The organism is Amaricoccus sp. (genome assembly GCF_047602525.1).
GTDB lineage: Bacteria > Pseudomonadota > Alphaproteobacteria > Rhodobacterales > Rhodobacteraceae > Amaricoccus.
This window is the reverse complement of record NZ_JASGHB010000001.1, coordinates 2,449,642-2,473,332: the sequence shown is the minus strand read 5'-3', so window position 1 is coordinate 2,473,332 and position 23,691 is coordinate 2,449,642. Positions and strand designations below refer to the sequence as shown.

Sequence of the window (23,691 nt, the reverse complement as noted above, 5' to 3'; positions counted from 1 at the left end):
CTCGTCAGTTCGGCCGCACCGCCTCTGTCTTGCGGCTGCGCGGGCGGGGCGCGGGGTCGGACTCGGCCGGGGCGTCGCCGGCCGCGAGCTGCGCCTCGAGCGCGCGGACCCGCGCCTCGAGGGCCGCCACCCGGTCGTCGGTCGCCGGCCGCATGGGCCACGCGGGCCGCGCCGGGCGGAAGGCGGCGATCCGGTCGACCAAGGCGGCGCAGCGCCGCCCGACCAGCGCCGTCCGCTCCGGCGGCAGCGCGGCCATGGCCCAGCCGATGACCGACACCGCGCCGATCCAGATGGTGAAGCCGCCGCCCCCGGCGAAGACCGGCAGCACGATCCCCGGCCCCAGCACGGCGGCCCAGCCGAGGCGGGGATGCGACGACGCGGCCGGCGGCAGGCGGAACGCCCGCCGACGCTTCGGATCGGTGCCGGTCAGATAGGCGAGCCCGGCGAGGCTGGCCACGATGGCGACGACGGTGGCGGCCATGCTCACTCCGCGGGTTCGATGAGAAGCCGCGCGACCGTCCGCGTCGGCCGGGCGAACCACCAGAGGCTCGCGCCCGCGACGAGCAGCAGCAGGTCGACGGTGACGACATCGGTCTGGCCGTGCAGGAGCGCCGTCGCCCAGTCCATCCCGCCCGTCGCCAGCCGCAGCACCGGCAGGATCAGGCAGAGCGTGCCGAGCAGCCGCTGCGCCAGCGTGCCATAGCGCCGTTCGTCCGGCACCCGCACCCCCAGCGCCACGGCGACCGCAACCCCGAGCACGAAGCCGAGCGGCGTCCAGAAGAACGGGTCGAGCGCCGGACGGGTCAGGAAGAACGCGAAGCCCGCCACCAGCATCCCGACCGGCAGGCCGTAGCCGACGATCTGCACCGCCTGCCCGAACCGGCGCCAGGCCGGATCGCCCTCGCGCCGGCGCACCCAGAGCCGGAAGCCCGACAGGATCACGACGCACATCGTGACGCCGAGCGCACCCCAGACCACCTTGGAGAACAGGCCGGCGAAGTGGCCGAAATGCAGCGGGTACATCAGCCCGTAGAGCGTGCTGCCGAGCGACGGACCGTTGCCGAGGGTCGACTTCGCGCCGAGCCAGACGCCGGTCGTGCCGTCGTAGTGGTTGACCGGATAGATCATCCCGCCGTCCGAGGGATCGTGCCAGACGGTCACGCGGGCGTCGGCGCGGCCGAAGTGCGACACGTCGACGAAGGTCGGTGCGCCGCCACTCCGCGCGCGGGAATCCGAGATCATCGCGTTCAGGTTGGCCAGTGTCGAAGGCGTCGCGTCCTCCGGCACCGGCGGCTCGAACAGCGTGGCACTCAGCGCCTCCTGATCGCCGCCGAAGGCGACGGTCGCCACGATCGGAAACCCGACGGTGCCCGCAAAGCTGAAGAACGAGCCGGTGAAGGCCAGCAGGAACGCGAACGGGATGCTCCAGCTCGAGGACAGCGCATGGCGGTCGCGCGCGCCCACCAGCCGCCCGCCGCTCCGCTCGGCGACGAAGAGGTCGCGGATGACGTGGCGGTGCATCAGCACGCCCGAAACAACCGCCGCCATCATCATCAGCCCCAGCACGCCGGTGAGATAGAGGCCCCAGGGCGACGGCAGGTAGAGCTGCACATGCAGGTCGACGAGGAAGCGGCGCAGGGCGCTGTCCTCCCAGGCGGGCGCGTCGCGCCAGACGAACCCGTCGTGCCGGTCGATCGCCTGGCCGGTGATGCTGTCGGCGCGGAAGATCGTGCCGAACTCCTCGAGCTCGCCGCTCTCGGGGTGGGTCTTGTGGGTATGGAAGAACAGGAACAGGTCGCGGCCCTCGCCGCCCCAGATGCCGACGTCCTCGCGATTCTCCGGGTCCACCTGCCGGGCGAGGCGGCGCAGCGTGGCGTCGACCGGCTGCTCCATCGGCGCGGCGGCGCGCACGTCTCCCGCCGACCAGCGGCCGATCTCCTCGGCGAAGACGGCGACCGCGCCGGTCGCGACCACGACGTAGAGCAGCAGTCCCAGGATCACCGCCGACCAGCCATGGATGGCGGTCAGGCGCTTCAGCTCGATCTGTCCGAGGACCATGGCGTCCGTCCTCCCTCAGGCCAGTGAAATGAGCACGGCGGTGGCCTGCACGACGATCGCCGCCGAGAGGACGACCACGGCGCGCACGAGGTCGCGCGCCAGCACCGCGTAGAAGAACGGCGCGGCCCAGAGCAATGGTGTCAGAATGATCGGCAGCGCCACATCGTTCACCCCGGCGCTGCCCGCCGGCACCCAGAGCGGCATGGCGGCCATGGTCGCGAGCCCGGCAAGGATCGCCCCCGGCCCCGCCAGGAGCCACCGCACCAGAACGGGCCGCGCCTCGATCCAGCCGGCAACCTCCCGCCAGACCGCGCCGCGCCGGCCACCCCGGCTCGCCTCGACAGAATCCCGCCACGCGCCACTCCCCACCAGTATCAGAGACGTGGCTGGGCGCGCCGGCGCGCGCTTGGCTCCTCCCTCTTTCGAGCGAATCGGTCGGAAATTCAACCCGGGTCGAGTTCGAAACGCCCGGGGCAACCGCGCGAAGCGCCCCGGCTTTTCGGCTTTTTCTTGGCAGAAGTACTCTCGGGGGTGAACTGGCCGCAGGCCAGGAGGGGGCGGAAGGCCCCCTCGCGACCGTGCCGAGCCACCATCGACAGGTGCGGCGCGCCCCGGGCGACCGCCGCCCGGGGCGTCTGCTCAGATGTTGCCCTTGCCGAGTTCGCTCGCGATGTGGTCCGCCTGCCGGATGGCCAGCGCGACGATGGTCAGCGTCGGGTTTTCCGCCGCGCCGGTGGTGAACTGGCTGCCGTCCGACACGAACAGGTTGGGGATGTCGTGGCTCTGCCCCCACTTGTTCACGACGCCGTCCCGCGGCTTCTCGCTCATCCGGTTGGTGCCGAGGTTGTGGGTCGAGGGGTAGGGCGGCGTCGGGAACACCCGCGTCGCCCCGACCGCCCGATACATCTCCTCGCCCTTGGCGTAGGCATAGTTGCGCATCGCCTCGTCGTTCGGGTGGTCGTCGAAGTGCACGTTCGGCACCGGCATGCCGTTCGCGTCCTTGACGTCGGTGTTGAGCGTCACGCGGTTGGTCTCGCGCGGCATGTCCTCACCGACGATCCAGAGCCCGGCCATGTTCTCGTAGCCGTCGAGCGCGGTGGTGAACTCCCGTCCCCAGGCGCCGGGGTCGAGGAACGCCGCCATGAACGGCAGGCCGAGCGACAGCGTTTCCAGCTCGAAGCCGCCGACGAAGCCGCGGGACGGGTCGTTCTTCCGCTCGTCGCCGACGTAGCCGGCCATCACCGTGCCGCGCCACATCCTGACCGGCTTGTCGAACACCGCGTAGACCGAGCCCGTCGTGTGCCGCATGTAGTTGCGCCCGACCTGGCCCGAGGAGTTCCCCATCCCGTCCGGGAACATCGACGAGGCGGAATTGAGCAGCAGCCGCGGGCTCTCGATGGTGTTGCAGGCGACCGAGACCAGCCGCGCCTTCTGCCGCTGGGTCTTGCCGTCGGCATCGACGTAGACGACGCCGGTGGCACGGCCCTTGTCGTCGTGCTCGACATGGATCGCGAAGCAGCGGTCGCGCACCTCGAGGTTGCCGGTCGCCTCGCCGCGTGGGATGTCGGTGTAGGCGGCCGACCACTTCGCGCCCCACTTGCAGCCCTGGAAGCAGAAGCCGGTCTGCTGGCAGGACATCCGGTCGTCGTAGTCGATCGAGTTGATCGCCATCCGCCCGGTGTGCACGTCCTTGTAGCCGATGGCCTTGGCGCCCGCCTCGAACACCTTGAAGTTGTTGTTCCCCGGCAGGCCCGGACGGTCCTCCGTCCGCGTCACGCCGAGCTTGTGCTCGGCCTTGGCGTACCACGGGTCCATCTCGGCGGAGTCGATCGGCCAGTCGAGCAGGTTGGCGTCGGCGATGTCGCCGTAGGTGGTCTTCGCCTTCCACTCGTGATCCTGGAAGCGCAGGCTGGCGCCTGCCCAGTGGATCGAGGTGCCGCCCACCGCCTTGACGATCCACGTCGGCAGGTTGGGGAAGTTCTTCGCCACCCGCCAGTCGCCCGAGGTGGTGCGCATGTCGGTCCAGGCGAGCTGCTGGAAGCTCGCCCATTCGTCGTTGAGGTAGTCGTCGGGCAGGTAGCGCCCGCCGGCCTCGATCGAGACCACCTTGACGCCCTTCTGCGCCAGCTCGTTCGCGAGCACGCCGCCACCGGCGCCGGAGCCCACGATCACCACCACGCTGTCGTCGTCGAGATCGAACTTCGCGACCATCTCTCGTTCCCCCCTCAGAGCCAGCTGATGTCGTCAAAGCCGCGGTGGATGTAGCCGCCCTGGCTGTAGCTTTCGCCCTGATAGCCGAAGATCGGCCAGACCTCCTTCTGGTTGTAGAGGCCGGTGACGAGCCCGCCGCGGATCTTCTGGAAGAACGGGCTCAGCTCCATGCCCTTGAGCAGCGCGACGCGCTCGCTCTCCCAGCCGATCGCGAGATAGCTGGCATGGCCCGCGCCCTGCGCCGCGGCGTCGAGCGCGGCGATGCCCGCCTCGACGGCCGCCGCATCCTCGGCGGTGTCGTAGCCCTTGACGGCGACGGCATAGAAGCTGTCTGCCACCCGGTCGTGCGGATAGATGTCGCGCGCCATCTGGATCAGCGTCGCCATCGTCTCCGGCTTCAGGTTCGTCACCTCGAGCGCCCAGGCGGCATCGCGCGCGGCGACGAAGCCCGAGCCGATCGAGAATGCCGCCCCCGCCACCACCGCATGCGCGAGCAGCGCGCGGCGGGTCAGGCCGCGCGATCGTAGCTGTGTCATTGGTATCCTCCCGACTGGCTCTTTTTTCTTGGCTGGCAAGGAAAGCGCAGCGGTCAGCGGTAGCGCCCGCGCCGCTCGATCACCTCGATCTGGTATCCGTCCGGATCGGCGACGAAGAAGAACTGCGCGAGCAGCTCGCCGTCGTGCTTGAAGTCGACGAGCTTGCGCGGCGCGAAGCCGGCCGCCGTGAAGCGGGCGTGCTCGGCCGCCACGTCGTCGACGACGAAGGCGATGTGCCCGTAGCCGTCACCGAGCGCGTAGGGCTCGGTCCGGTCCTTGTTGATGGTCAGCTCCACCTCGAAGTCGGCCTCGGCGTTGCGGAGGTAGACGAGGGTGAAGCCGTCGAAATCCAGACGGTCGGCGATCTCGAGCCCGAAGGCGTCGCGATAGAAGGCGATCGAGCGTGCCTCGTCGAGCACGCGGATCATGCTGTGAACGGCTTTGGCCATGGTTCCTCCTTGGCGGGTCTCGGGGCCCGTTTGGGCAAGCCTAGGCCGGCGCAAACCGGGCCGGGTAGTATCCCGATACTACAGCGGACCGCGGGAACCGACGCCGTCGCCACCGCCGGATCGGCGCTTGGACCCCGGCACCGCGTCGGCTATACCCCGGGCCGTCCATCCCCGGGAGACCCGAGCCATGCGCGAAGCCGAAGTCAGCCGCGGCACCGCCGAGACCAATCTCAGCGTCAGGCTGAACCTCGACGGCACCGGCCGGCACTCGAACCAGACCGGCGTCGGCTTCTTCGACCACATGCTCGACCAACTCGCCCGCCACGCGCTGATCGACCTCGAGATCCGCGCGGCCGGCGACCTGCACGTCGACGACCACCACACCGTCGAGGACGTGGGCATCGCCCTCGGCCGGGCGTTGGCCGAGGCGCTCGGCGACAAGCGCGGCATCCGCCGCTACGGTTCGTGCCACCTCGCCATGGACGAGGCGCTGGTCCGCGCCGCGCTCGACCTCTCGGGCCGCGCGTTTCTGGTCTGGAAGGTCGACTTCCCCACCGAGAAGATCGGCAGCTTCGACACCCAGCTCGTGCGCGAGTTCTTCACCGCCTTCGCGACGAACGCCCGCATGACCCTGAACGTCGCGAAGCTCGACGGCGAGAACAGCCACCACATCGCCGAGGCCGCGTTCAAGGCCGTCGCCCAGGCGCTCCGCGCGGCGGTCGAGCCCGACCCGCGCTCGACCGGCATCCCCTCGACCAAGGGCACGCTCTCGGAATGACCACCGTCATCGTCGACTATGAGAGCGGCAACCTGCACTCGGCGGCCAAGAGCTTCCAGCGCATGGCCGACGAAACCGGCCGGGGCGGCCCCGTCGTCGTCTCCGCCGACCCGGACGTCGTGCTGCGCGCCGAGCGGATCGTGCTGCCCGGCGTCGGCGCCTTCGGCGACTGCCGGGCCGGCCTCGCGGCGATCCCGGGACTTTTCGAGGCGATCGAGACGCGGGCGATCGGGCAGGGAGCCCCGTTCATCGGCATCTGCGTCGGCCAGCAGATGATGGGGTCGGTCGGCCGCGAGTTCGGCGACCACGCGGGCTTTGGCTGGATCCCCGGCGAGGTCGTGCGCCTCGCTCCCGCCGACCCGGGCCTCAAGGTGCCGCACATGGGCTGGAACGCGCTCGAGATCACCGGCACGCACCCGGTCCTCGCGGGCATCGCCTCGGGCGATCACGCCTATTTCGTTCACTCCTATCACCTGATCCCGCAGGACCCGGCGCACCGGCTCGCCACGGTCGACCACGGCGGCCCGGTGACGGCGGTGGTGGCGCGCGACAACCTGATCGGCACGCAGTTTCACCCGGAGAAGAGCCAGGCGACCGGCCTGCGCCTCATCGCGAACTTCCTCGCCTGGCGGCCGTAGCGGGCGCGGCTCCGCGGGAGAGTCGCCCTACGAATACCGCCGGAGCCGCCGCTGCACGCCGAAGAGGTAAGCCGACACGCCGGCGAGGATGATCCCGAACATCGCAGTGGCGATCGCCGCCCCCATGTGCGGGTCGCCGAGCTGCAGCTGGAAGCCGAAGAACGTCCGGTAGAGGAACGTCCCCAGGATGTCGGTGGCGAAGTTCGGCCCGGCGAGCGCGCCCTGGCTCACGTAGATCAGGTCGAAGGCGTTGAAGTTTCCGACGAAGGTCAGGATCGAGATGATGCCGATCGACGGCAGGATCAGCGGCAGCTTGATCTTCCAGAACTGCGCCCAGCCGGTGATGCCGTCCATCTCCGCCGCCTCGAGCACCTCCTCCGGGATCGAGATCAGCGCGGCGTAGATCAGCATCATCGGGATGCCGACGAACTGCCAGACCGAGATGAGCGCCAGCGTGGTCAGCGCCGTCGCCTCCTTGCCGAGCCAGGGCTGGAACAGGGCCTTCAGCCCCACCGCGTCGAGCATCGACGGCGCGATGCCCCAGACCGGCGACAGGATCAGCTTCCAGACGAAGCCGACGATCACGAACGAGAGCACGGTCGGCACGAAGATCGCCGAGCGATAGACCGCCGCGAAGCGCAGCCGCGGCGAGGAGAGCAGGGCGGCGAGCAGGATCCCTATGGGATTCTGCACGGCCATGTGGATCAGGAAGAACCAGAAGTTGTTGCCGAGCGCATTCCAGAAGCTCGCCGACCAGCGTGGATCGCCGAACAGGGTGCGGAAGTTGTCGATCCCGACGAAGCTCGTCACGCCCTCGGCCGTCCGGTAGAGCGCGAGCTGCAGGGTGCCGAACAGGGGCACGATCATGATCGCGGTGTAGACGAGCACGGCGGGCGCGAGGAACACCGGGATATGCCAGCGGACGGGGCGGCGGTCGCTCATCGCGCGGTCCCGGCCTCCGTCATGCCGTGTGGCCGGCGATAAGCCATCGGCCGATTTCGTCACGCACTGCGGCAAGCGTTTCCGGGCCGACGCTGCCAAGCCGGTCGGCGCGGGCGATCTCAACCGTTGCGACTTTCGCTGTGCGGATCACCGACGGGATCATCAGGCCCACGGCGGCAGGATCGGGTATCTCCACGTCGCCTTTCCATCGCCGGTGCGTCGCGGATGTAATCATCAGCGCCCAGAGCAGGAAGGGCGCCTGCTCCGGGCCGGTCTCGGCAATGACGAGGGCGGGCCGGCGCTGCCGCGTCTCGGCATTGGTGTGCGGGAATGGTACGCTGATCACCGTGCCCGGAGGCGAGTCAAAGGTTGGCATAGCCCTCGGTGTCTTCCGGGCTGTCCCACTCGGTAAACGTCACGAACGGGTCGTCGATCGGCTCGGCGCGCGATATGACGACCTGCCCCTCCTCGATCCGGTAGGTCACGAGGTCGCCCTCGCGAAGTCCCAGCGCCTTGCGCACCGGAGCAGGGATCGTCGTCTGTGCCTTACTGGTGATACGGCTCTGGATCATGGCCCGCTCCTGCTCAGGCTTGAATGTAAGGATATTCCTTACTCAAGTAAAGCCCCGCCCGAACCATCGGGCGAGGCCGGCCAGCAAGCGTTCACGCCCTCACTCCGCCGGCTTGAACCAGCTGTCGAGCCCCTCCTGCAGCCGCTTCGCCGCGGCCTCCGGCGTCTCGGTGCCGCGGATCACGTTGGCGGCGGCGTTCCAGGTCTCGTTCTCGAGGTTCGGCGTGCCGCGCGACAGGATCTGGTAGGTCGAGCGGATCGTCGACTCGCAGGTCTTGCGCCAGCTCAGGAACTCCTGCGCCAGCGGATCCTCGATCGTCACCGCGTCCTTCTGCAGCGGGAAGAACCCCGGCAGCGCGTTGCCGTAGAGCGTGGCGAACTCCGGGCTGCCCACCCATTCGAGGAACTGCTTCGCCGCGTCGGCATTCTTCGACGCTGCGTTGAGCCCGAGCGCGATGTCGGGATGATCGGAGATATAGCACTGGTCGCCCTCCGTCGGCACCGGCGGCGGGAAGGCGCCCATCTCGAAGCCGTTGCCGATCTGCGCCCGGAACGGCGAAATCTCCCAGCTGCCCGCCGGGTAGATCGCGGCACGCCCGAGCGTGAACAGGTTCTGGCTGTCGGGATAGGTCTGCGCCTCGAAGCCGTCGCCGAGGTAGTCCTTCCACTTCGCGATCTCGCGGAACGGCTGCACCCAGTCGTCATCCGTCAGCTTCTGGGTGCCCTTGAGCAGCGCGAGCCGCCCCTCCTCGCCCTTCCAGTAGTTCGGCCCGATGTTCTGGTAGCCCATCGTCGCGGCTTCCCACTGGTCGTTGGTGCCCATCGCCATCGGGATGTACGTGCCGTTGTCCTTGATCTTCTGCAGCACCGCGAAGAACTCGGCCTCGGTCTTCGGCGGCTCCACCCCCACCTCGGCGAAGGCGGCCTTGTTGTAGATGAAGCCGTGGATCACGCTCGCCATCGGCACGCAGAACGTCTGCTTGCCGTCGTCGGTCGACCACGCGGCCTTGGCGATGTCGGAGAAGTTCGCCATCGCCTTCAGCCCGGTCAGGTCCGTGAGCTTGCCCTTGCTGAAGAGCTCGAGGCTGGCGTCGAACGGCCGGCAGGTGATGAGATCGCCGGCGGACCCTGCGTCGAGCTTCGAGTTCAACGCGGCGTTGTATTCGGTCGGCGCCGACGGCGAGAACGTCACCTTGATGCCCGGATGCGACGCCTCGAAGGCCGGGATGATCTTGTCCTGCCAGATCGCCAGATCATCGTTGCGCCAGCTCTCGATCGTCAGCGTCGTGTCCTGCGCGAAGGCCGCGCCGCCCGCGAGCAGCGTGGTCCCGAGGAGGAAGCCCTTCAGTGCGATGCGCATGTGTTTTTTCTCCCTGCTTCGCGGGAGCGTAGCGCCGGCTCATCGCGCAGTCGAGAGCATGCGCCTCTTTCCATCCGGCCCCGGATCGGTGTCTTGTCGCGGAATGACCCGTGATGCGCTCTTCCTTGGAATCGATGGTGGCGGCTCCGGCTGCCGGGCGGCGGTCGCCGATGCCGCGGGACGGATTCTCGGCGAGGGCAAGGGTGGGCCGGCGAATGTGGTGAGCGACCCCGACACGGCGTTCGCGAGCGTGCTCGCCGCCGCCTGGGGCGCGATGGCCGCGGCGGGAGAAGGCGATGACCTCGGCCGGCTGGTCGCCGTGCTCGGGCTTGCCGGCGCGAACGTCGCGGAGGCGGCGGTGGCGTTTCGCGCCCGCCTGCCATTTGCGAGCGCCCGGGTCGAGAACGACGTGACCGTCGCGGTGAAGGGCGCGCTCGGCGTCGAGGACGGCATCGTCGCGGCCATCGGCACCGGCGCGATCTACGGCACGCAGCGGGGCGGCCGGGTGCGGCTCGCGGGCGGATGGGGCCTCATCCTCGGCGACCATGGCTCGGGCGCCCGCATGGGCCGCGACCTCTACGAGGCGGCGCTGCTCGCCCACGACGGCTTCATCGCGCAGACCCCGCTGCTTGCCGGCATCCTGCGCGAGATGCGCTCGCCCGACGCCATCGTCGCCTTTGCCCGCCGCGCCGGCCCGGCCGACTTCGCCCGGGCGGCGCCGCGGGTGCTCGCCGCCGCCGGCGACCCGGCTGCCGACCGCATTCTCGCCGACGCGGATGCGGCGATCGCCCGGGCGCTCGACCATCTCGAGGCGGACGGCGCCATCCCGATCATCTTTTCCGGCGGTCTCGGCGCGACCTTCGCCGCCCGCCTCGGCCACCGCTATCCCACGCTGGTGCGCCCGGCCAAGGGCAGCGCCCTCGACGGGGCGCTCGCGATGGCGCGGGATCTCGTACAGGATCCAGCCGCATGACGCGCCCCACCCACATGTCGGCCGAGGTCGCCGAGATCCCCGCGGCGGCCGCGTGCTTCCTGACCGAGGCTGCCGACGCAACCGCCGCCGCCGGGGCCGCGATGCGCGCGTCCGATCCGCGGCTCGTCGTCACCGTCGCCCGCGGCTCGTCCGACCACGCGGCGACCTACCTGAAGTACGCGGTGGAGATGACGGCCGGCATCCCCGTCGCCTCGGTCGGGCCGTCGGTCGCCTCGGTCTACGGCCGCCGGCTGCGTCTCGACGGCGCGGTCTGCCTCGGCATCTCGCAGTCGGGCCGCAGCCCGGACATCGTGATGATGATGGAGAGCGCGCGGGACGGCGGTGCCCTCACGGTTGCCGTCACCAACACCGCCGATGGCCCGATGGCCATGGCCTGCGACCATACGCTCGCGCTCCATGCCGGGCCCGAGCTGTCCGTCGCCGCCACCAAGACCTTCGTCGTCTCGGTGGTCGCGGCACTCGCCCTCGTCGCCGAGTGGCGGCAGGACGACGGCCTGCGCGCCGCCATCGCCGCGCTGCCGCTGCAGTTCGACCGGGCGCTGGCCTGCGACTGGACGCCGCTCGCCGACCGGCTGGTGCGCGCGTCGCAGGCGTTCGTCCTGGGCCGTGGCCCGGGATTTGCCATCGCGGCCGAGATGGCGCTGAAGTTCAAGGAGACCTGTGCCATCCACGCCGAGGCGTATTCCGCCGCCGAGGTGCTGCACGGCCCCGCCGCGCTGGTGCAGGCGGGCTTTCCCGTCCTCGCGCTCGGCGTCGCCGACGCGGCGCTGCCGCAGGTCGTCGCCACCGCCGAGCGGCTGGCGGGGCAGGGGGCGGACGTGTTCCTGACCGCGCCGGGCGCCGCCCCGCCGGTGGTGCCGCTGCCCTCGGTCGCGGACGTCCACCCGCTGACCGCGCCGCTCGTGGCCGCCGTGTCGTTCTATCGCTTCATCGAGGCGCTGGCCCGGCGGCGCGGCTTCAACCCCGACACGCCGCCGTACCTGCGCAAGGTGACGGAGACGCGATGAGCGCCGCGATGCAGGCCGGGAGCGGCGTGACCGTCTTCGAGGGCGCCGCGATCTTCGACGGCGACCGGCTGCACGCCACGGCCGCGCTGGTGGTCGAGGACGGCCGGGTGGCGGCCATCGTGCCGCCCGACGAGGCGCCGCGTGGCGAGCGGGTGCTGCTCGCCGGCGGCACCCTGGCGCCGGGCTTCATCGACCTGCAGGTGAACGGTGGCGGCGGCCTGCTGCTGAACGACGCGCCCACGCTCGACGGCATCCGCGCGATCTGCGCGACACATGCCCGTCTCGGCACGCTGGGGCTCCTGCCGACGCTCATCACCGACACGCCCGAGACCACCCGCGCGGCGATTGCGGCGGGGATCGCCGCGGCGGAGGCGGAGGTCCCGGGCTTTCTCGGCCTGCACCTCGAAGGCCCGCACCTCGACCCACGGCGCAAGGGCGCGCACGATGGCCGCCTGATCCGGCCGATGACCGCGGACGATCTCGACACGCTGCGCGCCGCCGCCGCCCGGCTGCCGGCCCTGCTCGTCACCGTGGCGCCGGAGGCGGTCGACCCGCAGCAGGTCGCCGCGCTGGCCGCGGCCGGCGCGATCGTCAGCCTCGGCCACAGCGACACGCCGGCGGCCGGCGCGCAGGCGAGCTTCGGCGCCGGCGCCCGGCTCGTCACCCACATCTTCAACGCCATGAGCCAGTTCGGATCCCGCGCGCCGGGCCTCGCCGGCGCCGCGCTCGACTCGGGCGAGGTGCGCGCCGGGCTCATCGCCGACGGCATCCACGTCGATCCCCTGACGATCCGCGTCGCGCTGGCGGCGAAGCCGGGCGCGGACACGGTCTTCGTCGTCACGGACGCGATGGCGGTCGCCGGCACGGATGCCACGTGCTTCACGCTGAACGGCCGGACCATCCACCGCCGCGACGGCCGCCTGACCCTCGCCGACGGGACGCTCGCGGGCGCCGATGTCGACATGGCGGGCGCGCTGCGCGTGCTGACCGGCGCGGTCGGCCTGACGCTGGGTCAGGCGCTGCGCATGGCGACCGTCGCCCCCGCCCTCGCGCTCGGGCGGCCCGACCTCGGCCGGCTCGGTCCGGGCAGCCCGGCCGATCTCGTGCATCTCGACGCCGGGCTCGGCCTCACGGGGGTGTGGCGGGGCGGCACGCGGGTCTGAATGCGAGTCCCCGCGCGCTTGAAGCGCCGGGGGCTTTCCCTTAGAGAAAAGGGCCAAACGCCCGGGGGGTTAGAGCATGGCAAGCGGACTGATGAGCGGCAAGCGCGGCCTTGTCATGGGGGTTGCCAACGACAAGTCCATCGCCTGGGGCATCGCAAAGGCCTGCCACGATGCCGGCGCCGAGCTCGGCTTCACCTATCAGGGCGAGGCTCTGGGCAAGCGCGTGCAGCCGCTGGCCGCCAGCGTCGGCTCGGACATCGTGATTCCCTGCGACGTCAGCGACGAGGCCTCGATGGACGCGGCCTTCGCCACGGTGGCGGAGACCTGGGGCAAGCTCGACTTCCTCGTCCACGCCATCGGCTTCTCGGACAAGAACGAGCTGCGCGGGTCGTACACCGACATGACGACGGCCGCGAACTTCCAGCAGACCATGCTGATCTCGGTATACAGCTTCACCGCCGCGGCGCAGCGGGCGGCGAAGCTCATGCCCGAGGGCGGCTCGCTCCTCACGCTCACCTACTACGGCGCCGAGAAGGTCATGCCGCACTACAACGTCATGGGCGTGGCCAAGGCCGCGCTCGAGGCGTCGGTCAAGTACATGGCGATGGACCTCGGTCCCCGGGGCATCCGGGTGAACTCGCTGTCCGCCGGCCCGATCAAGACGCTCGCGGCGTCCGGCATCGGCGATTTCCGCTACATCATGAAGTGGAACGAGCTGAACTCGCCGCTGCGGCGCAACGTGACCCAGGCCGACGTGGGCAAGTCCGCGCTCTACCTGCTGTCCGACCTCTCCTCCGGCGTCACCGGCGAGACGCACCACGTCGATGCAGGCTATCACATCGTCGGCATGAAGGCCGAGGACGCGCCCGACATCGACGTCGTGTCCGGCCGCAAGGACGCATCGTGAGCCCCGCGGCCTTTCTCGCCATCGCGCTCCTGAGCCTCATGGCCGCGGTCAGCCCCGGCCCGGCCGTGCTGATGGCCGCGCGCACCGGCGTGACCGAGGGGATGCGCACCGGCGCCTTCCTCGCGATCGGCATCGGCGCGGGCGCGGTGGTCTGGGCCTCGGCCGCGCTCTTCGGCCTCGCCATCGTCTTCAAGCTGGCGCCGACGCTGTTCGTCGCCCTGAAGATCGCCGGCGCGGCCTATCTCCTCTGGACCGCGTGGCATCTCTGGAAGAACGCCGACGCGCCGATCGCCGACACTGGCGCCCGGCTGCCGCGCAGCGCGCTCTCGGCGTTCCGCCTCGGCCTCCTGACCCAGCTCGCCAACCCGAAGCCCGCGGTGATGTTCTCGGCGATCTTCGTCGGCACCGTGCCGCCGGGCACGCCCGGATGGGTGATCGGCGCGCTGCTCCTGGTGGTGTTCCTGAACGAGACGCTGTGGAACACCTTCGTCGCCCGCATCTTCTCGCTCGAGCGGACCCGGGCGGGGTATCTGCGGATGAAGAGCGGGATAGACCGGGCCTTCGGGGGGCTGCTCGCGCTCCTCGGGCTCAAGATCGCCATGACCTGAGGGTGGGATGAACGACCGGCTGCCGCACGAGAAGGGCTTTCACGTCTCCTGGGACCAGATCCACCGGGACAGCCGGGCGCTGGCCTGGCGCCTCGACAAGCAGGGGCCGGGCGAGGGGGGCGAGTGGAAGGCGATCGTCGCCATCACGCGCGGCGGCATGGCGCCGGCGATGATCATTGCCCGCGAGCTCGACGTGCGCACCATCGACACGATCAGCGTCAAGTCCTACGACTGGCAGAAGCAGACCGGCGAGATGACCGTGCTGAAGGCGCCTGACGAGGGGCTGATGGGCGATGGCACCGGCATCCTCGTGATCGACGATCTGGTCGACAGCGGCAAGACGCTGGAGCTGGTGCGCCGGATGTATCCGAAGGCGCACTTCGCCACGGTCTATGCCAAGCCGCACGGCCGGGAGATGGTCGACACCTACATCACCGAGGTGAGCCAGGACACCTGGATCTTCTTCCCATGGGACATGGCGCTCCAGTACGTGCGGCCGTTCCGTGGCGAGTAGCGCGACGCCGTTGGACCAGGAGGCCCACGAGCGGTTCGAGCGGCTGGCGCACGAGACCTTCGAAGGGGCGATCCTGCTCAAGGGCGCGTTCGCCCTGCTCGAGGCGAGTGCCGGCCTGCTGCTCTGGCTGATCGGGCCGACGCCGATCCTGCGGCTGATCGCCCGGATCAACGCGGTGCGTCCGGGCGACCACACCGACTGGCTGGCGACGACTCTGCTGCACGCGGCGCAGAGCTTCTCGGTACAGGCGGAGAAGTTTTTCGCCGTCTACCTGTTCGCGCACGGCATGGTGAAGCTGTCGCTGGTCCTCGGCCTGTTCCGCCGCAAGCGCTGGGCCTATCCGACGTCGATCGTCGTGATGTCGATGTTCGTCGCCTATCAGATGTGGCGTTTCAGCCTGACCTTCGGGCTCGGCCTGCTGGCGCTCAGCATCTTTGATTCGATTCTCGTCGCGCTGATCTGGCGCGAGTGGCGACGGTTGCCGCCAAGACACACAACCTAAGGTTGATGAGAACTATTTTACCGGGAGTTGAAACCGGTTCTTAAGCATGCGGGGGTTGGATCCGGGCAGCTGAAGCCTGACCGGGAGCCCCCCGATGCCCCGACTGCAAACTGCGAGCGACGCGACGGCGGCGGCCTGCATCGCCGGCTACCGGAAGAAGCTCGACCGGCTTCAGGCCGAGACCGCGGCGGAGTTCGGCTGGCGCGCTGTGGCGCCGGAAACGATCTCGATGCTCGCTGTCCTGCTTGCGTCGCTGCCCATGCTCGCGCTGTTCCTGCCGGCGGTGCCGGCCGATCCCGCCGTCTGGCAGGTGATGGTCGCCGAAGTGGCGGTCTGGGTCATCGCGTTCCGGCTGCAGCGGCCGCGCTTCGAGGCGTATCAGGCGCAACTCGCCCGCCGCACCGCGCGGCTCGTCGCGCTGGAGGGGCGGGCCGATGCGCCCGCCGGCCTGCTCGGCTCAGCGCGGCAGGTCGGGACAGACGACGGGCGACTGGGCGGCCTTGAAGGTGTGGGTCTCGGTGGTGCCGTCGGCGAGGTCGATGGCGAGCCCGAGGGTGTCCTTGCTGACGACCACGACCTCCGCCCCGACGTTCGTGCCGTCCTCCTCCCAGACGATGCGCGCCCCGGACACCCAGCGCCAGGGCGCGAGGCGATAGGTCTCGACGCAACTGGTCATCACCAGGGTCCCGTCGGAGAGAAAGGCGCGCAGCGTGCCGGGCGGCACGTCGGGCGACTGGTTGAGCCAGACGCGATCGCGCAGCAGCTCCTCCATCCCCTTGTTGCCGGAGCCGGGCAGCGCCGGGCTGGGCAGCCCGACCCACGAGCATCCGGCCGGCAGGATGGCGAGCGCGACGAGCGCGAGCCGGCCGAGTTGCTGGCGACGGCGGGCTGCGGGGCGGAGCGCGGCACTGACGCCGGTCTCGGGCATCCGGGCAACGGTCATCCGGGCAACGGTCATCCGGGCAACGGGCATCCGGGCGTCGAGCGTCTGGGTATGGCGCGGCATGGCTCCTCCTGCACCCTGACGATAGCTGCTGATCGCCGCGCACGGTAGCCCGCACGGGGCGGCCGATCTGGCGGTGCCGGCGGGGTCAGCGCCGCCGCGGGCCGAAGCTCGGGGGCCGGCCGAAAGCGACGAGGCTCACCCCCTCGCGCAGCGCCCGGGGCAACTGGTCGAGCGGCAGGGCCCGCTCGCTCCCGGCGAGAACCCCGCCCTCCGCGTCGGCGGTCAGCTTCCCGCCGAACACCTCCATGAACCGCGCCGGCGTCGCGGCCACCGAGAAGGTGCCCCCGACCACCGGCCCGGCCTCGAAGCCCGCCTCGCGCCAGGCGGTGCGCAGGCGCTCGGGCCGGGTGCCGTCGCCGTTGCCGGCGACGAGCACCTGCGCCGAGATCACCTTGGGGAGTGTCCCTCTCATGCGCGTCCCCTAGCTGCCCGGTCCGCTCAGCATGTCGGCGAGGCGGGCCGCCTCGCCGGGCGTCAGCGGCGGCGATCCCGGGGAGCCGAGGCCGCGGAATTTCGCCACCATCACGGCCCGGCCGGCGTCCACGAGGCCCGCGCCCGTGGCGAGATCGCGGCCGCGGCGGGCCTTGTTGTCCTGATTGGGATGGCAGCGGCCCCGGTGCACATCGCGGGCAGTGCCGACGAGGATCGCCCGCACGTCGTGCGGCGTCAGGCTCGGGCAGGCCTGCAGCAGCAGGGCGGCCGCACCGGCGAGCTGCGGCGCCGCGGCCGAGGTGCCGCTCATCGCCGCCCAGCCGTCGTGGCTGCCGGTCTGGTCGGCATAGGGATGCCGGCCGCCGCCGCGGATGTCGTCGATGCGGCAGCCCTTCGGCATCGGCAGCAGGATGTACGCGGCCTTGGGCAGCTGGCCGACGAGGCCGCAGAGATCGGGGACGTGCCGGTGCGGATAGACATAGCCGGCGTCGAAGCCGCTGGAATAGTCCGACGCCCGCAGCCGGCCGTCGCGGTTCATGAAGACCCCGCCGGCCGAAATCACGTCCGGGTGCATTCCGGGGAAGCCGAACTCGCCGTTGCCGGAGGAGACCACGACGACGATCCCGGCGCGCACGGCGGCCGCGATGGCGGCGGCGAGGGTCAGGTCCGGCGCCTCGAGGGTAGCGGGCGGCTTGAGGTTGCCGCCCCAGCTCAGCGAGATGACATGCGGCCGCAGGCTGACCGCCACGTTGAAGGCGGCGGCGGTGTTCACCGTCGACATCTTGACCGGCAGCAGCTCGACATCCGGGGCGACGGCGAAGATGTTCGCGCTCTCGGCGGTGCCGTGGCCGTCAGTGTCGCGCGCCGGGTCGGTGGCGCCGGGGCCGAGGACGACGGGCGCCACGCGGTAGCCGTGCCGCTCGAAGAACGGATGCGCCTGATGGCCGGTGTCGACCATGGCGACGCGGATGCCGCGGCCGGTGATCCCGGCGCGGTGGGCGAGGGTGGCGCGGCTGGCCAGCGCCACGCCGTCCGGCACGTCGAGATGCCAGTAGTCGACCGTCGGCGCCACGGCGCTGGGCCGGCCCATCAGGAAGCGCGGCGCCTCGATCGCGACACCCTCGATCGCCTGGCCGAAGCGGCTGCGCGCGGTGGCGACGAGGCCGCGGCGCCGGGCGTTGCGGCAGTCGAGGAAGGTCGCGGTGGTATGCACCTGCCCGGGCTTGATGACCTCGCGTTCCTCCGCGAAGAGCGGCGCACCGAAGGCGGCGGCGAAGAGGCTCGGCGGGCCGGCGAAATTCACCGACAGCCGCTCCGGGTCAGCGCGCAGCACGGTGAAGCCGGCGCGCCTCAGCTCGTCGACGGCGCGGTCGTAGATCCGGGCCTCGGAGCGGAAGTCGTCGACCGTCGTAGCGTCGGGCCCGCTGTCCGCGTCGAACAGCGACCGCCCGCCGATCGAGTGCGGCGAGGCCTGGGCGAACACCAGTCGCGGCAGGCGCGGAGACGGCGGGACCGGGGCAGGGCGCCTCTTGCGTGCCATTCTGCGGACTTCCCCCAAGGTGATGCGACCGATCCGGCGCGGGACTAAAGACTTTGGCTCGAAACGGCGCGACCAATAGCGCGCGGGGGCAAGAGTACCAGAGCTTTGCCCGTCGCGGGAGTCCCTCCGACGGTCGCGGGGCGGAGGCCGCGGGACGCGGCCTTTGCCGCGAGAAGGGGCGCGCCGGTGCGCGCAGAGTCTTCTTTTCCGGTTCTCCGGCTGTTGCCGGAAAACGTCTGCTCTCCAGGTTTCAAGGCCGTATGAAGACCCGTCGGGTCGCGCGAGCGGCCGGGCCGCGCCGCCCGGCGCAGAGGCTTCTTGGTCGGCTAGAGCCAGCCGCCGTCCACCACCTGCGTCTGGCCGGTGATCCCCGAGGCGTCCTCCGACGCGAGAAAGACCGCCACCCGGGCGATGTCCTCGGGCACCAGACGGCGGGGCAGGCACTGGCGCTCGGCCCGCATCGCGTCGGCCTCGGGGGTGAGCCAGAGCGTCTTCTGCCGCTCGGTCATGATCCAGCCCGGAGCGATGACGTTCACCCGCACGTTGTGCCGGCCGTAGTCGCGCGCCAGCGACCGGGCGAGGCCGACCACCGCCGACTTCGCCGCCGAGTAGACCGGCATGCCGCCCATGCCGACCATCGGCACGATCGAGGACAGCGAGACGACGGCGCCGCCGCCGAGCGCCACCATGTCGGGCAGCACCGCCTGCGAGGCGAAGAACTGGTGGCGGAAGTTCGTGGCCATCCGCTCGTCGAAATAGTCGGGCTCGACCTCCTCGGTCGGGTGGCGGTCGTCGCGGGCGGCGTTGTTGATCAGCACGCCGATCGGGCCGAGCGCCGCGCGCACCGCCACGATGGCCGCGCGCAGCGCCGGGATGTCGCGCAGGTCGACCGGCTCGAACTGTGCGGTGGCGCCGTCGCCGGCCAGCCGGTCGACGAGTGCCGTGCCGGCCTCCGCGTCGAGGTCGAGAACGCCGACCCGCGCGCCCTGCGCGGCAAAGGCTTCGACGATCGCGGCGCCGATGCCGGAGGCGCCGCCGGTGACGATGACGGTCTTGTCGCGCAGGTCGGGGTAGATCGCGGGCATTCGGAGTCTCTGTCCTTGGATTACATGGCTTCGGCGAGCAGGCGGCGATAGTCGGACGCGCTGGCCTCGCGGGGGTTGGTGGCGTGGCTGTGGTCGGCAAGGGCGCGCTCGATCACCAGGTCGAGCCGATCGGGAGTGACACCGAGCGCGGCAAGACCGGCGGGCAGGCCGAGGCGTCGGTTGAGCCCGGCGATGGCCTCGGCGAGGTCGGTTGCCGCGGCGAGCCCCATCGCCGCGGCCAGCCGGCCGAGCTTCTCCCCGGCCGCCGGGGCGTTGAAGCGCAGCACCGGCGGCAGGAGCAGGGCGTTGAGTGTGCCATGGTGCAGCTTCAGGTCGCCGAGGCTGCCGAGGGCATGGCTGAGCGAGTGGATGGCGCCGAGGCCCTTCTGGAACGCGAGGCCGCCCTCGAGGGCACCCATCATCAGCTCGGTGCGGGCGGGAAGATCGCGCGGGCTTGCTACGGCGGTCTCGAGGCTGGCCCAGATCCGACCGGCGCCATCGAGGCCGATCGCCTCGGCGGGCGGATTGAGCCGGGGCGAGAGGTAGGTCTCGATGCAGTGCGACAGCGCGTCGAGCCCGGTCGCGGCCGTGAGCCCGGCGGGCAGGCCGAGGGTCAGCTCGGGGTCGCAGATCGCGCGCCGGGGGATCAGGTGCGGGCTGATGAAGCCGAGCTTGCGGCCGTCGTCGAGGCTGAGCAGCGCGGCGCGCCCGACCTCGGCGCCGGTGCCCGCGGTGGTCGGAATGGCGATGACCGGCGCCACCGGCCCGATCCGCGCGATGCCGCCGAGGATCGCGGCGTAGCCCTCGAGCGGGCCGTCGTGGGTGGCGAGCAGCGCCACGCCCTTGGCGAGGTCGATGGGCGAGCCGCCGCCGAGTGCCACGATGCCGTCGCAGCCGTCGCCCCGGTAGAGCGCCAGCGCGGCGTGGACCGCCGCCTCGGTCGGGTTTGGCGGCGTGTCGAGAAAGCGCGCGCCGGCCGGCATCAGCGGCTGCACCCGGTCCAGAAGGCCAGTGGCGGCGAGGCCGCGGTCGGAGACGAGCAGCGGCCGGGTGATGCCCAGCTCGGCGCAGGCCGGGGCGAGCGAGGCGATCTCGCCCGGGCCGAAGTCGATGGCCGTGAGGTAGGTGATGCGGGCCACGGGTCAGGGCCTCGCCCGGGCGGGCCCGCAGTCGGTCTGGCGCATGGACGTCCCCCCTTGATCGCGCGGATTGGTTCCGCGTCCGGCTGGCCGCGATGCTGCGGCTCGGCGGCGGAATGTCAAGGGAGGGCGCCGGGGCCGGCGCCGTGCGAGTGGCATGTGTCCTCAGGCACCGTCCGAAATTCGATGGCGGAGGTCCGGCGCGGGACCGTCGTGCACCCGGGAGACCGACGCACCGGGCGCGAAGGGACCGGATGGGCCCGGCCTGCGGCGTGTCCGCACATCCGCTCAGGCCAGCGTGCGGCGGGTCTCGGCGCGCATGTTGACGAGGTTGCCGACGATGATGATCGCGGCGCCGACGAAGACCGAGAGGCGCAGGTCCTCGCCGTAGACCACCGATCCGACCACCGTGATGAGCGGCAGGCGCAGGAATTCCATCGGTGCGACGATCGTCGCCGGCGCGTGGCCGAGGGCGGAGGTAAGGGAGTAGTGGGCGGAGAGGCCGGTCACGCCGACGACGGCGATCCACGGCAGCAGGTGCGCGGAGGGAAGCGGGATGCCGCCCGGGGCCGAGAGGGCGAGGCTGAGCAGGCCCTGGATCAGCGTCATCCAGAACATGACGCAAAGCACGCTGTCGTGGGCCATGATCCGCTTGGTGAAGATGGTGTTGAGCGCGAAGCAGACGGCGGCGACGAGGGCTGCGGCGTGGCCGGGGCCGAGCGTCGAGCTGCCGGGCTGGGCGACGACGAGCACGCCGATGAAGCCGAGGAGCGCGCCAAGGAGGCGCGTCCGTGTCAGCCGCTCGCCGAGCAGGATCGGCGCGAGCAGCGCGACCCAGATCGGATTGGTGAACTCCAGCGCCACCAGCTGGCTGAGCGGGACGAGGGTCAGCGCGAAGAACCAGAGGTTCTGGCCGGCATAGTGGAAGAGGTTGCGTTTCAGGTGCAGCCCGACGTGCCGGGTGCGGATCTGGCCGAGCCCGGCGGGGCTGGCGGCGAGTGCGACGAGGACGATGGCGAAGCCGATGCCCGAGCGGTAGAGCATCAGCTCGAAGGTGTTCATCTCGACCTGGATCGTGCGGCCCGCGACCGCCATCGCCACGAACGAGACGATGGCGCCGAGCATCCAGAGGCCGGCCTTGAGGAGATTTGCCTGCTGCATGGGCAGCGGCATACTCCCGGTGGCCCGCGGACGGAAGAGCCCCGCGGGCAGGCCATGGATCCCGCGTGCAATGTCGCGGGCGGGCGGGCGTGGCGCGCGGGGGCGGCGTTGCGGAGGGGGCTTTCCGCCCCCTCCTGGCCTGCGGCCAGTTCACCCCCGAGAGTACTTTTCGCCGAGAAAAAGCACTGGGCATGGGCGGCAGAAGGGGCGTTGCCGGCGACCGCTGCCGTGCCTATCACTGAAGGCTGTCCCTGTCTGGAAGAGGCCCATATGGCCGATGTGTCCCACGCCGCGGAGGTGGCCGCGCATGGTCCCGACCTGGTGAGCATCGTCGTGCTGCTCGCCGCGGGGGTGATCGGCGTGCCGCTGTTCAGGCGGCTGGGCCTCGGATCGGTGCTCGGCTATCTGGCGGCGGGGCTGGTGATCGGGCCGTTCGGGCTCGGGCTCTTTTCGGATCCGCAGACCATCCTGCAGGTCGCCGAACTCGGCGTGGTGCTGTTTCTCTTCGTCATCGGGCTCGAGATGCAGCCGTCGCGGCTCTGGTCGATGCGCGGCGAGATCTTCGGGCTCGGGGTGGCGCAGGTCGGGGTGTGCATGCTGCTGCTCTGGACGGTCGGGCTGGCGCTCGGCTATCCGGTGGCCGTCGCCCTGATCTCCGGCACCGGCTTCGTGCTGACGTCGACCGTCATCGTCATGCAGATGCTGGAGGAGCGCGGCGGCCTGAACGCGCCGGCGGGGCGGCGGATCGTCGCGATCCTCCTGCTCGAGGATCTGGCGATCGTGCCCCTGCTCGCGCTCGTCGCCTTTCTCGCGCCCGGGGGCGGGGCGGCGACGCCAGCTGAGCGGTTGCAAGGGGTCGCGGTCGGCCTCGCCGCCATCGCGGCGCTGATCGCGGCGGGGCGCTGGCTGCTCGACCCGCTGTTCCGGGTGCTGGCGAATGCGCGGGCGCGCGAGGTGATGACGGCGGCGGCGCTGCTGGTCGTGCTCGGGGCCGCGCTCGTGATGCAGCGCGCCGGGCTCTCGATGGCGATGGGGGCGTTCCTCGCCGGGGTCATGCTGTCGGAGTCGACCTATCGCCACCAGCTCGAGGCGGACGTCGAGCCATTCCGCGGCATCCTGCTCGGGCTGTTCTTTCTCAGCGTCGGCATGTCGCTCGACCTCGCGGTGGTGGCGCGCAACCTGTGGCTGATCCTGCTCGGGGTCGTGAGCTACATGGGGCTGAAGGCGCTCGGCATCTACGCGGTGGCGAGGCTGGCGCGCGCGTCCCATGCCGAGGCGCTGGAGCGGGCGGTGCTGATGATCCAGGGCGGCGAGTTTGCCTTCGTGCTCTATGCCTCGGCGGTGGGCGTCGGGCTGCTGTCGCGGGAGGAGAGCGCCAATCTCGCCGCCATCATCATCCTCTCGATGGCGGCGACGCCCCTGCTCGTGCTCCTGCACGACCGCCTGGCGGCGCGGCGGTCGGTGGCACGCGACGGGCTCGAGGCGCCGGACGGGCTCCGGGGCAGCGCGCTCATCATCGGCTTCGGCCGCGTGGGCCAGATCGTCAGCCAGCCGCTGCTGGGCAAGGGCTGCTCGATCAGCATGATCGAGACCGACCCGGAGATGATCGCAGCGGCGGCGGAGTTCGGTTTCAAGGTTCACTACGGCGACGGCACGCGCCTCGACATCCTGCATGCCGCCGGCGCCGCCGAGGCCGGGGTGATCGTGGTCTGCGTCGACGATCCCGCCACGCAACTGCGCATCGTCGAGCTGGTGAAGTCCGAGTTCCCGCTGGTGCCGGTGCTGTCGCGGGCGTTCGACCGGCAGGCCGCGCTGGCGCTGGCGGGGGCGGGCGTGGATTTCCAGGTGCGCGACACCTTCGAGGCCGCGCTGGCGCTGGGCGAGCAGGCGATCCGCCAGCTCGGCGCCGACCCGGAGCTGGTGCCCGAGATCATGCGCGACGTGCGCGAGCGCGACGCGGAGCGTTTCGAGCGGCAGCTGGTCGGCGGCATCCGCGCGGCGCGCGACCTGATTCGCGGCAACCTGCCCGGATGGCAGGGCAACCGGCCGCGCGCAGACGATGGACTGACGAAATCGCTGGAGAGTTGACG

General features: G+C 71.0%; 27 protein-coding genes. 10 read left to right on the top strand and 17 right to left on the bottom strand.

What is annotated here, in order from left to right:
* Positions 1 to 4: 4 nt before the first annotated feature.
* The 6 genes from QM699_RS12715 to QM699_RS12690 all read right to left on the bottom strand — a co-directional run bounded on the left by QM699_RS12715 (position 5) and on the right by QM699_RS12690 (position 5,254).
* Positions 5 to 481: a hypothetical protein gene (locus QM699_RS12715; RefSeq protein WP_415011470.1), complete on the bottom strand. Its 477-nt coding sequence runs from the start codon at positions 479 to 481 to the stop codon at positions 5 to 7.
* 2 nt (positions 482 to 483) lie between these two features.
* Positions 484 to 2,058 (bottom strand): PepSY-associated TM helix domain-containing protein, encoded by a 1,575-nt coding sequence (locus QM699_RS12710; protein ID WP_415011469.1) that lies wholly within the window; start codon positions 2,056 to 2,058, stop codon positions 484 to 486.
* 15 nt (positions 2,059 to 2,073) lie between these two features.
* Positions 2,074 to 2,427 (bottom strand): hypothetical protein, encoded by a 354-nt coding sequence (locus QM699_RS12705; RefSeq protein WP_415011468.1) that lies wholly within the window; start codon positions 2,425 to 2,427, stop codon positions 2,074 to 2,076.
* A 270-nt stretch (positions 2,428 to 2,697) separates the two neighbouring features.
* Positions 2,698 to 4,269, bottom strand: a complete 1,572-nt coding sequence (locus QM699_RS12700; protein WP_415011467.1) for a GMC family oxidoreductase — start codon at positions 4,267 to 4,269, stop codon at positions 2,698 to 2,700.
* 14 nt (positions 4,270 to 4,283) lie between these two features.
* Positions 4,284 to 4,805 (bottom strand): Twin-arginine translocation pathway signal, encoded by a 522-nt coding sequence (locus QM699_RS12695; RefSeq protein ID WP_415011466.1) that lies wholly within the window; start codon positions 4,803 to 4,805, stop codon positions 4,284 to 4,286.
* 53 nt (positions 4,806 to 4,858) lie between these two features.
* Positions 4,859 to 5,254 (bottom strand): VOC family protein, encoded by a 396-nt coding sequence (locus QM699_RS12690; protein WP_415011465.1) that lies wholly within the window; start codon positions 5,252 to 5,254, stop codon positions 4,859 to 4,861.
* Between the two features lie 187 nt (positions 5,255 to 5,441).
* On the opposite strand from QM699_RS12690, the gene hisB reads away from it, so the two are divergent.
* Positions 5,442 to 6,032: an imidazoleglycerol-phosphate dehydratase HisB gene (gene hisB / locus QM699_RS12685; protein WP_415011464.1), complete on the top strand. Its 591-nt coding sequence runs from the start codon at positions 5,442 to 5,444 to the stop codon at positions 6,030 to 6,032.
* Positions 6,029 to 6,670 (top strand): imidazole glycerol phosphate synthase subunit HisH, encoded by a 642-nt coding sequence (gene hisH / locus QM699_RS12680; RefSeq protein WP_415011463.1) that lies wholly within the window; start codon positions 6,029 to 6,031, stop codon positions 6,668 to 6,670. Before hisB ends, hisH begins: the two co-directional genes overlap by 4 nt.
* Positions 6,671 to 6,697: 27 nt before the next feature.
* On the opposite strand, the gene QM699_RS12675 is transcribed toward hisH, so the two are convergent.
* The 4 genes from QM699_RS12675 to QM699_RS12660 all read right to left on the bottom strand — a co-directional run bounded on the left by QM699_RS12675 (position 6,698) and on the right by QM699_RS12660 (position 9,543).
* Positions 6,698 to 7,612, bottom strand: coding sequence for a carbohydrate ABC transporter permease (locus QM699_RS12675; RefSeq protein WP_415011462.1), 915 nt, complete (start codon positions 7,610 to 7,612; stop codon positions 6,698 to 6,700).
* A gap of 19 nt (positions 7,613 to 7,631) precedes the next feature.
* Positions 7,632 to 7,988 carry a type II toxin-antitoxin system PemK/MazF family toxin gene (locus QM699_RS12670; protein WP_415011461.1) on the bottom strand — a complete coding sequence of 119 codons (357 nt, stop codon included), beginning with the start codon at positions 7,986 to 7,988 and terminating at the stop codon, positions 7,632 to 7,634.
* The gene (locus QM699_RS12665; protein ID WP_415011460.1) at positions 7,975 to 8,184 is read right to left on the bottom strand and encodes a type II toxin-antitoxin system PrlF family antitoxin; all 210 of its coding nucleotides are present in this window, start codon (positions 8,182 to 8,184) and stop codon (positions 7,975 to 7,977) included. Before QM699_RS12665 ends, QM699_RS12670 begins: the two co-directional genes overlap by 14 nt.
* 99 nt (positions 8,185 to 8,283) lie before the next feature.
* Positions 8,284 to 9,543 (bottom strand): ABC transporter substrate-binding protein, encoded by a 1,260-nt coding sequence (locus QM699_RS12660; RefSeq protein ID WP_415011459.1) that lies wholly within the window; start codon positions 9,541 to 9,543, stop codon positions 8,284 to 8,286.
* A 103-nt stretch (positions 9,544 to 9,646) separates the two neighbouring features.
* Between QM699_RS12660 and QM699_RS12655 the strand changes: the two genes are divergently transcribed.
* From QM699_RS12655 to QM699_RS12625, 7 genes are all read left to right on the top strand, one after another.
* Positions 9,647 to 10,516: a BadF/BadG/BcrA/BcrD ATPase family protein gene (locus QM699_RS12655; RefSeq protein ID WP_415011458.1), complete on the top strand. Its 870-nt coding sequence runs from the start codon at positions 9,647 to 9,649 to the stop codon at positions 10,514 to 10,516.
* Positions 10,513 to 11,544 carry an SIS domain-containing protein gene (locus QM699_RS12650; protein WP_415011457.1) on the top strand — a complete coding sequence of 344 codons (1,032 nt, stop codon included), beginning with the start codon at positions 10,513 to 10,515 and terminating at the stop codon, positions 11,542 to 11,544. Before QM699_RS12655 ends, QM699_RS12650 begins: the two co-directional genes overlap by 4 nt.
* Positions 11,541 to 12,707, top strand: a complete 1,167-nt coding sequence (gene nagA, locus QM699_RS12645; RefSeq protein ID WP_415011456.1) for an N-acetylglucosamine-6-phosphate deacetylase — start codon at positions 11,541 to 11,543, stop codon at positions 12,705 to 12,707. The genes QM699_RS12650 and nagA overlap by 4 nt, the downstream gene beginning before the upstream one ends.
* 76 nt (positions 12,708 to 12,783) lie before the next feature.
* Positions 12,784 to 13,614: an enoyl-ACP reductase FabI gene (gene fabI, locus QM699_RS12640; protein ID WP_415011455.1), complete on the top strand. Its 831-nt coding sequence runs from the start codon at positions 12,784 to 12,786 to the stop codon at positions 13,612 to 13,614.
* Entirely contained in the window at positions 13,611 to 14,222 is a 612-nt protein-coding gene (locus QM699_RS12635) for a LysE family translocator (RefSeq protein ID WP_415011454.1), read from the top strand. Before fabI ends, QM699_RS12635 begins: the two co-directional genes overlap by 4 nt.
* A gap of 7 nt (positions 14,223 to 14,229) precedes the next feature.
* Positions 14,230 to 14,736: a xanthine phosphoribosyltransferase gene (gpt, locus tag QM699_RS12630; protein WP_415011453.1), complete on the top strand. Its 507-nt coding sequence runs from the start codon at positions 14,230 to 14,232 to the stop codon at positions 14,734 to 14,736.
* 10 nt (positions 14,737 to 14,746) lie between these two features.
* Positions 14,747 to 15,238, top strand: a complete 492-nt coding sequence (locus tag QM699_RS12625) for a DUF2127 domain-containing protein (protein ID WP_415011452.1) — start codon at positions 14,747 to 14,749, stop codon at positions 15,236 to 15,238.
* A 171-nt stretch (positions 15,239 to 15,409) separates the two neighbouring features.
* Here the strand turns inward: QM699_RS12625 and QM699_RS12620 are convergent, their stop codons facing one another.
* The 7 genes from QM699_RS12620 to QM699_RS12590 all read right to left on the bottom strand — a co-directional run bounded on the left by QM699_RS12620 (position 15,410) and on the right by QM699_RS12590 (position 21,601).
* The gene (locus tag QM699_RS12620; RefSeq protein WP_415011451.1) at positions 15,410 to 15,580 is read right to left on the bottom strand and encodes a hypothetical protein; all 171 of its coding nucleotides are present in this window, start codon (positions 15,578 to 15,580) and stop codon (positions 15,410 to 15,412) included.
* Between the two features lie 115 nt (positions 15,581 to 15,695).
* Positions 15,696 to 16,244, bottom strand: a complete 549-nt coding sequence (locus tag QM699_RS12615) for a hypothetical protein (protein ID WP_415011450.1) — start codon at positions 16,242 to 16,244, stop codon at positions 15,696 to 15,698.
* Positions 16,245 to 16,329: 85 nt separating this feature from the next.
* Positions 16,330 to 16,656 (bottom strand): hypothetical protein, encoded by a 327-nt coding sequence (locus tag QM699_RS12610; RefSeq protein WP_415011449.1) that lies wholly within the window; start codon positions 16,654 to 16,656, stop codon positions 16,330 to 16,332.
* A 9-nt stretch (positions 16,657 to 16,665) separates the two neighbouring features.
* On the bottom strand, positions 16,666 to 18,216 hold the full coding sequence (locus QM699_RS12605) for a S8 family serine peptidase (RefSeq protein ID WP_415011448.1): 1,551 nt from the start codon (positions 18,214 to 18,216) through the stop codon (positions 16,666 to 16,668).
* A 326-nt stretch (positions 18,217 to 18,542) separates the two neighbouring features.
* Positions 18,543 to 19,301 (bottom strand): SDR family NAD(P)-dependent oxidoreductase, encoded by a 759-nt coding sequence (locus tag QM699_RS12600; protein ID WP_415011447.1) that lies wholly within the window; start codon positions 19,299 to 19,301, stop codon positions 18,543 to 18,545.
* Positions 19,302 to 19,321: 20 nt separating this feature from the next.
* Positions 19,322 to 20,440 (bottom strand): iron-containing alcohol dehydrogenase, encoded by a 1,119-nt coding sequence (locus QM699_RS12595; protein ID WP_415011446.1) that lies wholly within the window; start codon positions 20,438 to 20,440, stop codon positions 19,322 to 19,324.
* A 288-nt stretch (positions 20,441 to 20,728) separates the two neighbouring features.
* Positions 20,729 to 21,601: a DMT family transporter gene (locus QM699_RS12590; RefSeq protein ID WP_415011445.1), complete on the bottom strand. Its 873-nt coding sequence runs from the start codon at positions 21,599 to 21,601 to the stop codon at positions 20,729 to 20,731.
* 270 nt (positions 21,602 to 21,871) lie between these two features.
* Between QM699_RS12590 and QM699_RS12585 the strand changes: the two genes are divergently transcribed.
* Positions 21,872 to 23,689 (top strand): monovalent cation:proton antiporter-2 (CPA2) family protein, encoded by a 1,818-nt coding sequence (locus tag QM699_RS12585; RefSeq protein WP_415011444.1) that lies wholly within the window; start codon positions 21,872 to 21,874, stop codon positions 23,687 to 23,689.
* The last annotated feature ends 2 nt before the right edge of the window (positions 23,690 to 23,691 follow it).

Bases quoted from the DNA above. Each gene is read 5' to 3' on its own strand.
- QM699_RS12715 (WP_415011470.1), bottom strand. From the start codon at position 481: ATGGCCGCCACCGTCGTCGCCATCGTGGCCAGCCTCGCCGGGCTCGCC.
- QM699_RS12710 (WP_415011469.1), bottom strand. From the start codon at position 2,058: ATGGTCCTCGGACAGATCGAGCTGAAGCGCCTGACCGCCATCCATGGC.
- QM699_RS12700 (WP_415011467.1), bottom strand. From the start codon at position 4,269: ATGGTCGCGAAGTTCGATCTCGACGACGACAGCGTGGTGGTGATCGTG.
- QM699_RS12695 (WP_415011466.1), bottom strand. From the start codon at position 4,805: ATGACACAGCTACGATCGCGCGGCCTGACCCGCCGCGCGCTGCTCGCG.
- QM699_RS12690 (WP_415011465.1), bottom strand. From the start codon at position 5,254: ATGGCCAAAGCCGTTCACAGCATGATCCGCGTGCTCGACGAGGCACGC.
- hisB (WP_415011464.1), top strand. From the start codon at position 5,442: ATGCGCGAAGCCGAAGTCAGCCGCGGCACCGCCGAGACCAATCTCAGC.
- hisH (WP_415011463.1), top strand. From the start codon at position 6,029: ATGACCACCGTCATCGTCGACTATGAGAGCGGCAACCTGCACTCGGCG.
- QM699_RS12675 (WP_415011462.1), bottom strand. From the start codon at position 7,612: ATGAGCGACCGCCGCCCCGTCCGCTGGCATATCCCGGTGTTCCTCGCG.
- QM699_RS12670 (WP_415011461.1), bottom strand. From the start codon at position 7,988: ATGCCAACCTTTGACTCGCCTCCGGGCACGGTGATCAGCGTACCATTC.
- QM699_RS12665 (WP_415011460.1), bottom strand. From the start codon at position 8,184: ATGATCCAGAGCCGTATCACCAGTAAGGCACAGACGACGATCCCTGCT.
- QM699_RS12660 (WP_415011459.1), bottom strand. From the start codon at position 9,543: ATGCGCATCGCACTGAAGGGCTTCCTCCTCGGGACCACGCTGCTCGCG.
- QM699_RS12655 (WP_415011458.1), top strand. From the start codon at position 9,647: ATGACCCGTGATGCGCTCTTCCTTGGAATCGATGGTGGCGGCTCCGGC.
- QM699_RS12650 (WP_415011457.1), top strand. From the start codon at position 10,513: ATGACGCGCCCCACCCACATGTCGGCCGAGGTCGCCGAGATCCCCGCG.
- nagA (WP_415011456.1), top strand. From the start codon at position 11,541: ATGAGCGCCGCGATGCAGGCCGGGAGCGGCGTGACCGTCTTCGAGGGC.
- fabI (WP_415011455.1), top strand. From the start codon at position 12,784: ATGGCAAGCGGACTGATGAGCGGCAAGCGCGGCCTTGTCATGGGGGTT.
- gpt (WP_415011453.1), top strand. From the start codon at position 14,230: ATGAACGACCGGCTGCCGCACGAGAAGGGCTTTCACGTCTCCTGGGAC.
- QM699_RS12620 (WP_415011451.1), bottom strand. From the start codon at position 15,580: ATGACCCAGACCGCCACTTCGGCGACCATCACCTGCCAGACGGCGGGA.
- QM699_RS12615 (WP_415011450.1), bottom strand. From the start codon at position 16,244: ATGCCGCGCCATACCCAGACGCTCGACGCCCGGATGCCCGTTGCCCGG.
- QM699_RS12610 (WP_415011449.1), bottom strand. From the start codon at position 16,656: ATGAGAGGGACACTCCCCAAGGTGATCTCGGCGCAGGTGCTCGTCGCC.
- QM699_RS12605 (WP_415011448.1), bottom strand. From the start codon at position 18,216: ATGGCACGCAAGAGGCGCCCTGCCCCGGTCCCGCCGTCTCCGCGCCTG.
- QM699_RS12600 (WP_415011447.1), bottom strand. From the start codon at position 19,301: ATGCCCGCGATCTACCCCGACCTGCGCGACAAGACCGTCATCGTCACC.
- QM699_RS12590 (WP_415011445.1), bottom strand. From the start codon at position 21,601: ATGCAGCAGGCAAATCTCCTCAAGGCCGGCCTCTGGATGCTCGGCGCC.
- QM699_RS12585 (WP_415011444.1), top strand. From the start codon at position 21,872: ATGGCCGATGTGTCCCACGCCGCGGAGGTGGCCGCGCATGGTCCCGAC.